Origin of the sequence: Caulobacter sp. SSI4214 (assembly GCF_012184455.1) — a bacterium.
GTDB lineage: Bacteria > Pseudomonadota > Alphaproteobacteria > Caulobacterales > Caulobacteraceae > Caulobacter > Caulobacter vibrioides_E.
This window is the reverse complement of the sequence record NZ_SZWJ01000111.1, coordinates 1-12,505: the sequence shown is the minus strand read 5'-3', so window position 1 is coordinate 12,505 and position 12,505 is coordinate 1. Positions and strand designations below refer to the sequence as shown.

The window sequence follows — 12,505 nt, the reverse complement described above, 5'->3', positions numbered from 1 at the left end:
TCGCGGCCGGCGCGCGGCTTTCGCCGACGAACAGGAAGATGCCCAGCGCCGCCAGGGCGGCCATGCCGGCGGCGAAGAACAGCGGGATCTGGAAGCCCAGCTGACCCGCCGAGGGATGGGCCAGCACGCCGCCGATGAACGGTCCCAGCACGAAGCCGGCCCCGAACGCCGAGCCCAGCAGGCCCATCCGCGCGGCGCGCTTCTCCGGCGCGGTGACGTCGGCCATGTAGCCTTGGATCGTCGAGATGTTGCCGCCGGCGAAGCCGCCGATCAGGCGCACCGCCATGGCCAGCCAGATGTTCGGCGCGAAGGCCAGGGCCACATAGGCCAGGGTGTTGGCCAGGATCGTCACGATCAGAATCGGACGCCGTCCCACCCGGTCGGACAGGCGTCCCCACAGCGGTTCGCCGAAGAACTGGCCCAGGCTGTAGGCGGCGAACATCGTCGTCACCTGCCACGGCGAGGCGTGCATGGCCTGGGCGTAGAAGGGCAGCAGCGGAATGACCACGCCAAAGCCCACCAGGTTGATGAAGACAACCAGCAGAAGGACGGCCAGGGCTCGGCCGCTATGTTGAGGCTCTGACATCAGGCGGGCGGTTTACGCTGGAACGACCGGCTTGGCGACCACCCTCGACGCCGCCGGCCGTCTCGCGCCGGAAGACCCTAGTCCGGCGGGTTGTTCTTCTCGACGAAGGCGACGGTGGCTTGCAACATCTGGAGCCGTGTCTCGCTCTTGGATAACCAGTGGTCCTCGCCGCTGAGCGTAACGAATTCCACAGACTTGCCAGCGGCGCGCATGGCGGCCGCCATCTTCTGGCTTTCGCTGTAGGGAACGACCGTGTCGTCCTTGCCGTGAATGAGCAGTAGCGGAACCTCGACATTGCCGGCGTGCGCCGCGGGGGAGATCGTCTTCAGTTTTGGATCGCCATCGCCCGTGACGCCATATGAACGTTTGCGGTAGCGAACCAGATAGCTCTGCTCTCCATAGCGTAATATTTCGTCGTGGAAGCGGCCTGCCAAGTCGGCCGGGCCAGCTACCGATACGGCGCACCGGTAGATCCCCTTCTGGAGTGTTACGCCCGCGAGAGCCGCGTAGCCGCCGTAACTGGCGCCGACGATGCAAACCCGCTTGGGATCGATGACACCCTCTCGGGCGAGGAAGGCGACACCGTCGGAAAGATCGGTTTGCATCTTGCCGCCCCACTCGCCGTAGCCAGCTTCGGTGAAGGCGTTGTCCCGATTGGTCGAGCCTCGGTAGTTCGGCTGTAACACGGCGTAACCGCGCGACGCCAAGGCCTGAGCCCACCAGTCGAAGCGGATATCGTCTTGCGCCTCGGGACCGCCGTGCGGCAGCACGATCAGGGGCAGATTCTTCTCTGGACGCCCCTTCGGTGTCGTCAGGATGGCGTCGATCGCGAGACCGTCAGCCGCCGCGTAGCGAAGCTCGCGCACCATCGCCACATCCGCCGGCGTAATTTGGCTGTAGGACGAGCCGATTTGATCGATGTGCTTGGTCTCCGTGTCTATCAGAAAGTAGTCGCCCGCCGTTCGACTGCCTTCCACGTGGATGACAAGCTTCTTCAGGTCGGGAGTCCACGACACCAGAGATACGCTCTGATTGCGAAAGGCGTTGCGAAAAGCAGGCCAAACGGCCTTCATCCGAGGCTCTAGAAAATCGTACTCGCGTAGCCCTCCGAGCTTATGGCTGAGGGCCAGGACGACTCCATCCGCGCCCACCAGAGCCCCCTGATCCACAGCGGGGCCCAGATATTCGCCGATCTTGCCGTCGCCGAGCGAGATTGGAGTCGGACGCCAGATTTTTTTGGCGGCGTCCCAGGTGTCGACGATCACCGACTGGCCATCGGGCGATAGCCCGCGCAGCTCCGGAAACTTGAGTGTATCTGTGGCGGTGAAGACGTCTGTCCAGGCGCCGTTGCGACGCAGAGCAAGCGTCCAGGTCGCGTTGTCGCGCGTCCTGCTTTCCTTGTAGCTAGCCTTGGCCAGGACGGCGCCGTTCGACTTGGCGAGATAGTCGTAGGTGGTGCTGTCGCCCATCACGATGCGCGAAGCGATGCCCGTGTCGAGGTCGATCTTGTAGAGATCCAGGTGGCTCCCGCCGTCCTGCATATTGTTGACGACCGTGGCCAACAGCGGCGCTATCAACACTAACTTGGCGCCGTCGTGGGCTGGCTGGATACGGCCGCCGATCGTGTTCAGAACGCTGTCCATCGCCTTGGTCGGCAGTTGGACAAACGCGCCCGTGCGGGCGTTGAGGCTGGCGGCTTGGAAGGCTTCGTGGGTGTAGGAAACGCCATCAATGCTATCGGTCCGCGAGACCTCGATGATCACGTGGTCCCGGTCCGCCCAGGTCAAGGCGCGGATCTTGGTGAATGGGACAACGGCCGAGGCCAGAACCGGTCCGTTGATCGACTTGACGACCACCATGCGCTGACCCTGGATCGTCGCCGCCAGGGCGAAAGCGGTTCCGTCGGGGGAGATCGCGACCTCGGATAGCGAGGGCAGGCGGCCATACGCCTCTAGCGGCGCGGCGGCCATCGCCGCGCCGCTCAAGCTGGTCGCCGCCAAGAGCGCCGCCAAGGTCCTGATCATCAAGCCCATTGCTCTTCAAATCCCCGCGTTTCATCAGCCAAGCTTGGGCCGATAGGTCACGGCTTGCGCCAGCCTGTTCATGTCCTGGGTTCGTGAACTTCGTTTGGCCGCGGCCCCTCGCCCCTGTCGGTCAGACTACCAAGGCGCACATCCCTGTCGAGGCACAGCTTTCGGTTTTTTTGGAGAGTGTCGCCTAGTCGGGCGGGTTGTTCTTCTCGACGAAGGCGACGGTCTCGGTCAGCATTTTCAGGCGGGTGGCGCCGCGCGAGAGCCAGTGGTCCTCGCCGTCCAGGGTGACGAAGCTGACCGGCTTGCCGGCTTTCTTCATGGCGTCGGCCATGGTCTGGCTCTGGTCGTAGCGGACCACGGTGTCGTCCTTGCCGTGGATCAGCAGCAGCGGAATTTCGACCTTGTCGGCCAGCTTGGCGGGCGAGAGAGCCGCGAGGTCCGGATCCTTGATCCCCTCGGCGCCCATGAAGCGCAGCCAATAGCGTTGCGAGGACGAGGCCTCGCCATTGTGGGCCTCGCGCACCGACAGCAGCATCTTCTTGAGGTCGGATGGGCCGGCGACCGACACCGCGCAGCGATAGACGCCGCGATCCAGCGTGGCGCCGGCCAGGGCCGCGTAACCGCCATAGCTGGCGCCGACGATGCAGACGCGCTTGGGATCGATCGTTCCCTCCTTGGCCAGCCAGCGGACGCCGTCCGACAGGTCGGTCTGCATCTTCTTGCCCCACTCGCCGAAGCCGGCCTTGACGAAGTCCCAGCCAAACCCCTCGGACCCTCGGAAGTTGGGCTGCAGCACCGCGTAGCCGCGCGAGGCCAGGGCCTGGCTCCACCAGTCGAAGCCGGGCGCGTCGCGGCCTTCCGGCCCGCCGTGCGGCAGCACGATCAGCGGCAGGTTCTTGGGATCCTTGCCGCGCGGCAGGGTCAGGTAGCCGCTGATCTCCAGGCCGTCGGCGGCCTTGTATTTGATCGATCGGACGGGGGAGATCAGTTCGGGGGCGAGGTTCTTGTAGACCTGGACCAGGAACTCGGCCTTGCGGGCGTCAAGATCGACCAGGGCGTAGGCGGGGCCCTCGGTCGCGGAATCGGCCAGGACCACCACCTTGCGCCGGTTCTGGGACCACGACGACAGACTGATCCGCTCCGAGCCGAACGCCTTGACCACGGCGTTCCAGGTCTTTTGAGCTTCCGGATCGAAGAAGGTGTAGTTGAGATCGTCGCCCTTGAGCTTGTAGCCGCCCAGAAGCGCCAGGGTCTGGGGGTCATGGATAAGGCCCGACAGATCGATGTCGCTGGGCAGATCCGCGCGCTGGCCGTCCGCGCGATATTCGCGCAGAAGGTCGTTGTTCTTCTCGTCGGTGCGCCAGACTAGGATCGTTTGGCCGTCACGGCCGAAGCCCGAGAGACCATACGAACCCATGGGGGCCTGGGCCTCGTCGACCTTTCGCCAATTCATCCCGGTGCGGATCTTCAATCCCCAGCGGCCGGAGTTTTGATTGTACAGCGACTGGGCGACGGCTTGTCCCGAGGCGTCGACCAGCCAGCCGTCGGTGTCATTCTCGGACCCGAAATCCAGCATCCGCGTCGTCTGCTTGTCGAGGTCGATGCGATACAGCGTGTTACGGCCGTAGTTGTTGACGAAGTGAACGCCTTCCACGAAGGCGAACGGCCGTCCATCGATCATCCGCACCATCGGCCAATCGAGAATGACGTTCATCGACTCGGCTTGGTTGCGCAGCAGGCCAGTCTGCTGGCCAGTCGCGACATTGTAATCCAGCGCCATCAGGTATTCGCGCGAGCGGCCCAGCACGCCGCGGACCTCGGCGGTTCTCGAAGACACCACCAGCAGGTGATCGCGACCCGCCCACTCGACGCCGCGCAGCTTCATCGCGCCGGCATAGATGGTCTTGAGAATTGAACCGCCGATCTGCCGGATGACGACAAAACGTTCGTCGCCATTGGTCGCGACGAAGGCCAGTTTCGTTCCATCGGGCGAGATCTCGACGCTCTCGACGGACGGCAGCTGGCCGTAGATCGCCAGGTCCGGCTTGGCGGCGGCCTGGGCCGTTCCGGACAGTAACGCAAAGCAGGCCGCGCTCGCGGCGAACAAGGTCTTGAACACGCAGGAATCCCCCAGCCCCTCTAAACTCTACCAGAGAGTGCGAAGCTGTCGAGCGCTTGCGGAGCGGGATTTGGAAAACAAAACGCCCCGGTCGCGATGATCGGGGCGCTTGCTGTTCGTCTGGTGCTCTATCTTAGCGGGGGGCCAGGATCATGATCATCTGCCGGCCTTCCATGCGCGGCTCGTACTCGACCTTGGCCACTTCGTCGAAGTCGGCCTTGACCTTGAGCAGCAGCTTCATGCCGAGTTCCGGGTGGGCCATTTCGCGGCCGCGGAAGCGCAGGGTGACCTTGACCTTGTCGCCTTCCTCGAAGAAGCGGTGCATCGACTTGGCCTTCACTTCGTAGTCGTGAATGTCGATGTTCGGGCGGAGCTTGATTTCCTTGAGCTCGACGACCTTTTGCCGCTTGCGCGCCTCGTTCTTCTTCTTCTGCTCCTGGAACTTGAACTTGCCGTAGTCCAGGATCTTGCAGACGGGAGGATTGGCGTTCGGAACGATTTCCACCAGGTCCAGGCCGGCTTCCTCGGCCGCTTCCAGGGCGGCGGACGTCGGCATCTCGCCTTGCTTTTCGCCGTTCTGGTCGATCAGCAGGACGCGGGGGACGCGGATTTCATCGTTGATACGCGGCCCATCCTTGACGGGCGGCGTTTGCATAGGACGGCGAATAGGGGCGGCTCCGAGGCAGTTGACAGGAATATAGCTGAACGCGTGCGCGCCGCGCTGGGCGCGCCGCGAGAACCCGATATATGACGCGCCGACCGCGTCGTATCAAGCGAAGGCTCTCGGAGAGACGGTCTCCGAGACCAGTTTTTTCTATCCAGGCGCGCGAAGCGGCGCTTGGCGCGCCTCAGCGCGGCAGCAGGGCCACCGCCGCGCTGGCCACGGTGCTGACGGGAAGGGCCTTCAGGTCCGGCGAGCGGATCACCGCCACGTGACCGCGCGGGCCGCACAGGTCAGGGTCCGAGGCGTCCGAAAACAGGGCGATGGTCGGCGCGCCGGCGGCGGCCAGCAAGTGGGTCGGACCGGTGTCGTTGCCCACGGCCAGGGCCGCCTTGGCGCCCAGCACCGCCAGCTGCGCGAAGTCGGTGCGGCCGGTCAGGTCGCGCGCGCCGCCGACGGCCTTCTGGATCTGGCGGGCCATGGCGCTTTCCTGCGGCCCGCCGATAATCACGATATCCAGCCCGCGCGCCTTCAGGAGCGAACCCAGCTGCGCGTAGCATTCGACCGGCCAGCGCTTCTCGGGCCGGTGGGCCGAGCCGCCGGGCACGAACAGGACATAGGGCTTGGGCGCGGCGGCGCCGGCGACGGGGCGCGGCTCCTTGTGCTTGCGCAGGATCCACGACAGGTCCGGTGGCGGGGCGCTGCCCGGCTCGGTCGGCGCGTCCGGCCAGATCCCCGCCGCGCGCAGCTGATCGGCCTGCCGCTCCAGCGTATGCATCCGCAACCGGGCCTGCCCCCTCTGCGGCAGGGCGCAGCCGACCGCGATGCCGTTCCACTGCGGCGGGAAGGGGCGCAGCAACTGGAAATACCAGTTGGTGCGGCTGTTGGTCTGCAGATCGTAGATCCGGTCGTAGCGCGCCTTGCGGATGCGGCCGATCATGGCCAGCGTCTCGCCGAAGTCGCTGGGCCGGCCGTCGGTCTCGACGGCGTTGAAATAGGGGCTGAGCTTGGCCAGGGCCTCGAAGGGCGGGGTGGTCAGAAGCGTGATCTTGGCCTTGGGGTGGGCCGCGCGGATCTTCTTCATCGCGGCCAGCGCCAGGACGAAGTCGCCCAGGGCGCCCAGCTTGATCACCAGGACCTTCTTGATCTCCTTGCTCAAGACGAACGCTCCGCAACTCGGGCCCGCAACACGCGCGCATAGACCTTGAGCGTCGCTTCGCACATCGCGTCCACGGAATACAACCGTCGAGCACGTGTTCTGGCCGCCAGGCCCATGGTTTGCCGGCCGGCCGCGCCGGTGTCGCCCGCCCGCGACAGGGCGTCGGCCCAGGCCTCGGCGTCGCCCGGCTTGACCAGCCAGCCCGTCTCGCCGGGCAGCACGGTCTCGCGAGCGGCCCCATGGTCGGCGGCGATCACCGGCCTGGCCATGATCTGCGGCTCCACCGCCGTCCGCCCGAACGCCTCGGGCTCCAGCGACGGGGCGACGGCTACGTCGGCCGCCAGGTAGGCGGCCGGCATGTCGTCGCAATGGCCGACCAGCTTGATCGCATCTTCCAGGCCGGCCTCGGCGATGGCGGCGGTCAGCTCCGCCCGATAGCCCTTGCGGCCCTGGTCGTCCCCGGCCAGCAGCAGCAGCACCCGGTCCTCGCCGCGCGCCTTCAGGATCTTCATGGCCTCGACCATCAGGCCCTGGCCCTTCCAGCGGGTGAGCCGGCCGGCCAACAGCACCTTCAGCCGCCGCTCGCCATCGGCCACGCCCCAGGCCTTGCGCAGCGCCTCGACGCGGTCGGCCCCGACCACGCCCGGCTCGAAGCGCGACAGGTCGACGCCGCGCGGGATCGCCACCACCTTGTCGGGCGCGATGTCGTGCTCGCGAATGACGTGGTCGCGCGTGTACTCGGAATTGGCGATGACCAGATCGCCCTTGGTCATGACCGCGTTGTACCAGCGCTTGAGATTGGATCTGGCATTGTAGACGCCGTGATAGGTCGCCACGAACGGCGTCCCCGTCGCGTGCGCCGCCCACAGGGCGCTGAAGGCCGGCGCGCGCGAGCGGGCGTGGACCAGGCTGACCTTCTCGCGCCGGATCAGGTCGATCAGCCGCGCGGCGTTGCCCAGCATGACCAGGGGGTTCTTGGACTGAGCCGGCATCTGGGCCAGGCGGCCGCCGTCGGCTTCCAGGCGCGAGGCCATGCGGCCGCCCCGGGTCGCGACCAGCGCCTTGCCGCCTTGCGCCACGACCGCGTGGGCGACATCAATCGTCGTCTGTTCCGCCCCGCCGGTTTCCAGTTCGGGGGTGACCTGAAGCAGGGTGAAATCGGCGGGCAGGTCGGGCACATCACTCTCGGCGAAATGAACGCGTTTTAGTTAGCGAAAGGAACGAGGCGACGCCATGACCGAATCCCGGGGCGCCCTGCCGCGCGAAGACGGCTCCAACCTCGCCTTCCGCCGGGTGGAGGGCGAGGGACCAACGGTCGTCTGGCTCGGGGGTTTCCACAGCGACATGACCGGGACCAAGGCCGAGGTCCTGGCCGAGCAGGCCAAGGCGACGGGCGGGGCCTATGTCCGCTTCGACTATTTCGGCCACGGCGAGTCGGATGGTCAGTTCAAGGAGGGAACCATCAGCCGCTGGCGCGCGGACGCCCTGGCGGTGATCGACGCGCTCACCGACGGCCCGCTGGTGCTGGTCGGCTCGTCCATGGGGGGCTGGCTGGCGTGTCTGGCGGCGATCGCGCGGCCGGACCGGGTCAAGGCCCTGGTGCTGATCGCGCCGGCGCCGGACTTCACCGAGAAGCTGATGGCGCCCGAGTTGTCGGACGAGGCCAAGGCGGCCATCGCCCGCGACGGCTTCTGGATCCGGCCCTCGGAATACGACGACGGCGGCTATCCGATCACGCGGACCTTGCTGGAGGACGGCGCGCGGTGGTCGATCCTGCCCGGGCCCGTGCCGATCGACGTTCCGGTCCGCGTGCTGCAGGGCGGGGCCGATCCGGACGTGCCGTGGACCCACGCGCTGGAACTGGCCAACGCGCTGACGTCCGACGACGTCGTCTTCAGCCTGATCAAGGACGGCGACCACAGGCTGTCGCGTCCCCAGGACCTGGAACGCCTGGTCTCGGCGGTGGCCGAGGCGCGAGGTTTGGCCGAGCCGGAGGAGGGCGATCTGGTGAGCCGCCGCCTGGCTCGCGCCGCGCGCCTGCGCAACGCGGCCGGTCTGGACGCGGTCGGGATCACGCCAAGGCTTCCGGCGATCGACGACGAGTAGGAGCTCTAACCCCCCGCCTCCAGCACCGCCGCCAGCCCCTCGCGATAGGTCGGATAGGTCGGCCGCCAGCCCAGCTCCGCCTTGGCCAGGGCGTTCGAGACGCGCTTGTTCTCGGCGTAGAAGCGGCGGGTGGCCGGCGACAGGCCCAGTTCGTTGAAGGGCAGGTCCGGCGGAACCGGAACGCCCAGCAGGCGGGCGGCGTGTTCCATCACGTCCTGCGGCGGCGAGGGTTTGTCGTCGACCAGGTTGTAGACTCCGCCGGCGCGCGGGCGGTCCAGAGAGGCCAGCAGGCCCGAGACGATGTCGTCGACATGGATGCGGCTGAACACCTGGCCGGGCTTGACGATGCGCCGCCCCTCGCCGGCGCGCAGGCGGTCCAGGGCGCTGCGGCCGGGGCCGTAGATGCCGGGCAGGCGGAACACGGCGACCGTCAGGCCCATGCCGGCGCCCACCTGGCGCCAGTCGCGCTCGGCCCCGACCCGACGCGCGCCCTCGATCGACTGGGCCTTCAGCGGCGAGGTCTCGAACACCCAGCGGCCCTCGAAATCGCCATAGACCCCGGTGGTGGACAGATAGCCGATCCAGTCGGGGAAGGCCTCGGCCTGGGCCAGGGCGGGAACCAGGGCGTCGAGCGCGGGGCAACCCTCGGGACCGGGCGGGGCGGTGATCAGGACGGCGTTCACGCCGGCCAGGGCGGCGGCCATGGCCTCGCGGTCGTGCGGATCGGCCGGCGTGATTCCCTGGGCGCGCAACCGCTCGGCCTGACCCTCGTCCCGCGCCGTGGCGGCGATCTCCCAGCCGCGCGCGCGCAAGGCGCGGGCGAACGCCGCGCCGACATAGCCCAGACCGAACACGAAAAGACGCAACGCTTGGACTCCGCCCCCAGGTAAAAAGCCGATCGAAACCCGTCCGGATCAAGCCTCCGAAAAAACCCGCTTCGCAACCCCTCAAAGGGCGCTTGCAAAGCGCGAAGCGCTCTGCCATAAGCCGCCTCCTCGTCGCGGGGCGCTCTTCGAAGCCCCTCCGATGCGGGCGTAGCTCAGTGGTAGAGCGCCACCTTGCCAAGGTGGATGTCGAGAGTTCGAATCTCTTCGCCCGCTCCATTCCTCCCGGTCTTCGGGATGCATGGATGAGACCATATCTCGCGAATAGCGCGGGCGTAGCTCAGTGGTAGAGCGCCACCTTGCCAAGGTGGATGTCGAGAGTTCGAATCTCTTCGCCCGCTCCATTCTCGGTTTCTTCCCGAATATTGGACGCCTTACGACGACCGGTCACGCTACCGGTGGCGGTCGATTCGGCTGTCGCGGGGCGGACGGCGTTCGCCTAAGCTCGACGTCATGACTCACCTCCGCTCCTGGCGCGCCGGTCTGGCCGGCGCCTGCATCGGCGTTTCCCTGGCCGCGCTGGCCGCTTCGGCGGCTTGGGCCTCGCCCTCCGATACCCTGACGGGCCTCGTGGCGCGCTACGAGGCGCTGGGCGATCCGGGCGAGGATCCGGATTCCGGCGGCGCGGCCGACGCCCGCTGGCGTCTGCCCGACGTCTCGCCGGCCGCCGACGCAGACCGCGTGGCGAAACTGAAGACCATCCAGGCCGAGCTCACGGCCATGGGGAGCAAGGGCCTGTCCGACGAGGAGCGGCTGACCCGCGATCTCCTGCTCTACAGCCTGAAAGACCGAATCGAGGCCGCGGCCTTCGACGAGGCGCGGATGCCGTTCAGCAGCGACGGCGGCTTCGACGTGATGATGCTGTACCGCGCCAGCGGCATGACCTTGAAGACCGAGGCCGAGGCCCGGCGCTGGATCGCGCTGCTGAACGCCATGCCAGGCTGGTACGCGGCCAATATCGACAACGCGCGGCGGGGCGTGAAGACCGGCTTCGTCCAGGCCGCGCCGACCGCCCAGGCGGTGCTCGAGCGCGCCCAGCGCGCTGCCGCCACGCCGCTGGCCGAGGATCCGCTGCTGGCGCCGCTGCGCGCCCTGCCGGCGGGCCTGGCCAACCGCGCCGCCCTGATCGCCGAGGGCGAAAAGGCCGTGACCGACAAGGTCGCGCCCGCCCGCGCCGGCTTCGTCAAGTTCATGACCGAGGAGTACGTCCCCCACGCCGCCAAGAGCCTGGCCGCCTCGGACCTGCCGGACGGTCGGCGCTATTACGCCTTCCTCGTGCGCCGCCACACGACCACCGACATGACGCCCGACCAGATCCACCAGCTGGGCCTGTCGGAAGTGGCCCGCATCCGCGCCCGGATGCGCGACGCGATGAAGGCCGCCGGGTTCCAGGGCGATCTTCCGACCTTCATCGCCATGCTGCGCAAGGATCCGCGCTTCTACGCCACCAGCCGTCAGCAGCTGCTGGAAAAGTCCAGCGAGATCGCCAAGCGCGCCGACGACCAGCTGCCGGCCCACTTCGGCGTCCTGCCGCGCCTGACCTATGGCGTGCGGCCGGTGCCGGCCAGCATCGAGAAGGGCTATACCACCGGCCGCTATTTCGGCGGCGACCCCAAGGTCGGCCGGGCCGGCGGGCTTATGATCAACACCTCCGAGCTTGACCAGCGGCCGCTGTACGAACTGCCGGCCCTGGTGCTGCACGAGGGCGCGCCCGGCCACCACATCCAGACCTCGCTGGCCCAGGAGCAGACCGGCGTGCCGGCCTTCCGCCAGACCCTCTATTTCAACGCCTATGGCGAGGGCTGGGGACTCTATTCGGAATGGTTGGGCGAGGAGATGGGGATCTATCGCGACCCCTACGAGCTGTTCGGCCGCCTGTCCTATGAGATGTGGCGCGCCTGCCGCCTGGTGGCCGACACCGGAATGCACTGGAAGGGCTGGACCCTGGACCAGGCCCGCGCCTGCTTCACCGACAACACCGCCCTGTCGCCGGTCAATATCGAGGTCGAGCTGAAGCGCTACGTCTCCTGGCCGGGCCAGGCCCTGGCCTACAAGGTCGGCGAGCTGAAACTGCTGGAGCTGCGCCATCGGGCGGAGGCTAAGCTGGGCGATCGGTTCGACGAGCGGGCCTTCCACGACGCGGTGCTGCTGCACGGCTCGCTGCCGCTGTCGCTGCTGGAAACCCGCATCGACGCCTGGATCGCCGAACAGGCCGGCAAGGCGGGGTGAGCCGGGCCACGGTCTCGCGACCGTGTCGATTCGGTCCGCCGTCTCCTGGGGCGCGACGGCCTCTATGCCCGTCCCGGCTTGGGCGTAAGGCGAGCGATGCGGGGTTAAATCAAGGGCTTAAGAGCCCGAGGCATGTCGAGGATAGGAATATCTTCCTCTGTCTGGGAAAATAAACCTATAGTGGCGCCGACCGGGAATACTCGCTGCCCGGAGGAGAGGACGCCATGCTGGTTCAAGCCCTTGAGGACATCTGGGCGGTCACGCCCGATCCCCGACGCGACCGCCTGACGGTCGGCTTCGTCACCCATCTCGTTTCCCTGGCCACCGGCGTGCCGGCCGGCGAGATCAACGCGCCCAAGCGGGTCTCCAACACCGCGGTCCGCGCCCGGCAACTGGCCATCTACCTGACCCACATCACGTTCCACTGGTCGCTGAACCGGGTGGCCTATGCGTTCGGCCGCGACCGCACCACCTGCGGCCACGCCTGCCGCAAGATCGAGGACCTGCGCGAGGACGCCGCCTTCGATCGCCGCCTCGCCGAGCTGGAGGCGTGCCTGCGCCAGGCGCCGATCCATGTCGAGGACCTGCCGTGAGCGCCGCCGCCTTCGAGGTCGAGCTTGAGGCGCGTCGCCTGGCCGAACGCGCGATGCGGTTGCTGGCGCGCCCCGGCGCCGTGGTCGAGGCGCGAGAGACCGGCTACGGCGTGCGCCTGGGCGCCAACCGCCGGC

At 67.5% G+C, this 12,505-nt stretch carries 10 protein-coding genes and 2 tRNA genes; 5 read left to right on the top strand and 7 right to left on the bottom strand.

Annotation, left to right across the window (positions count from 1 at the left end; genetic code table 11):
* The 6 genes from FCU40_RS20655 to FCU40_RS20630 all read right to left on the bottom strand — a co-directional run.
* A partial coding sequence (locus FCU40_RS20655) for an MFS transporter (RefSeq protein WP_168077514.1) occupies positions 1-586 on the bottom strand: 586 nt, incomplete at its 3' end.
* A 77-nt stretch (positions 587-663) separates the two neighbouring features.
* Entirely contained in the window at positions 664-2,556 is a 1,893-nt protein-coding gene (locus tag FCU40_RS20650; RefSeq protein WP_241693669.1) for a S9 family peptidase, read from the bottom strand.
* Between the two features lie 247 nt (positions 2,557-2,803).
* A complete protein-coding gene (locus FCU40_RS20645; RefSeq protein WP_168077510.1) occupies positions 2,804-4,738 on the bottom strand; it encodes a S9 family peptidase in 1,935 nt (644 codons plus the stop codon).
* 133 nt (positions 4,739-4,871) lie between these two features.
* A complete protein-coding gene (gene infC / locus FCU40_RS20640) occupies positions 4,872-5,393 on the bottom strand; it encodes a translation initiation factor IF-3 (RefSeq protein WP_004622863.1) in 522 nt (173 codons plus the stop codon).
* A gap of 193 nt (positions 5,394-5,586) precedes the next feature.
* On the bottom strand, positions 5,587-6,558 hold the full coding sequence (locus FCU40_RS20635) for a glycosyltransferase family 9 protein (RefSeq protein WP_004622861.1): 972 nt from the start codon (positions 6,556-6,558) through the stop codon (positions 5,587-5,589).
* Positions 6,555-7,736 carry a glycosyltransferase family 4 protein gene (locus FCU40_RS20630; RefSeq protein ID WP_168077508.1) on the bottom strand — a complete coding sequence of 394 codons (1,182 nt, stop codon included), beginning with the start codon at positions 7,734-7,736 and terminating at the stop codon, positions 6,555-6,557. Before FCU40_RS20630 ends, FCU40_RS20635 begins: the two co-directional genes overlap by 4 nt.
* A gap of 55 nt (positions 7,737-7,791) precedes the next feature.
* Here FCU40_RS20630 and FCU40_RS20625 point away from each other — a divergent pair, with 55 nt between their 5' ends.
* Positions 7,792-8,664 (top strand): alpha/beta hydrolase, encoded by an 873-nt coding sequence (locus FCU40_RS20625; protein ID WP_168077506.1) that lies wholly within the window; start codon positions 7,792-7,794, stop codon positions 8,662-8,664.
* A gap of 5 nt (positions 8,665-8,669) precedes the next feature.
* Here FCU40_RS20625 and FCU40_RS20620 read toward each other — a convergent pair whose 3' ends face one another.
* Entirely contained in the window at positions 8,670-9,530 is an 861-nt protein-coding gene (locus FCU40_RS20620) for an SDR family oxidoreductase (RefSeq protein WP_168077504.1), read from the bottom strand.
* Positions 9,531-9,692: 162 nt separating this feature from the next.
* Between FCU40_RS20620 and FCU40_RS20615 the strand changes: the two genes are divergently transcribed.
* The 4 genes from FCU40_RS20615 (at position 9,693) to FCU40_RS20600 (ending at position 12,370) form a co-directional block, all read left to right on the top strand.
* Positions 9,693-9,767, top strand: a tRNA-Gly gene (locus FCU40_RS20615).
* A gap of 50 nt (positions 9,768-9,817) precedes the next feature.
* Positions 9,818-9,892, top strand: a tRNA-Gly gene (locus FCU40_RS20610).
* 109 nt (positions 9,893-10,001) lie between these two features.
* Positions 10,002-11,777, top strand: a complete 1,776-nt coding sequence (locus FCU40_RS20605; RefSeq protein WP_168077502.1) for a DUF885 family protein — start codon at positions 10,002-10,004, stop codon at positions 11,775-11,777.
* Between the two features lie 224 nt (positions 11,778-12,001).
* The gene (locus tag FCU40_RS20600; protein WP_004622851.1) at positions 12,002-12,370 is read left to right on the top strand and encodes a helix-turn-helix domain-containing protein; all 369 of its coding nucleotides are present in this window, start codon (positions 12,002-12,004) and stop codon (positions 12,368-12,370) included.
* The last annotated feature ends 135 nt before the right edge of the window (positions 12,371-12,505 follow it).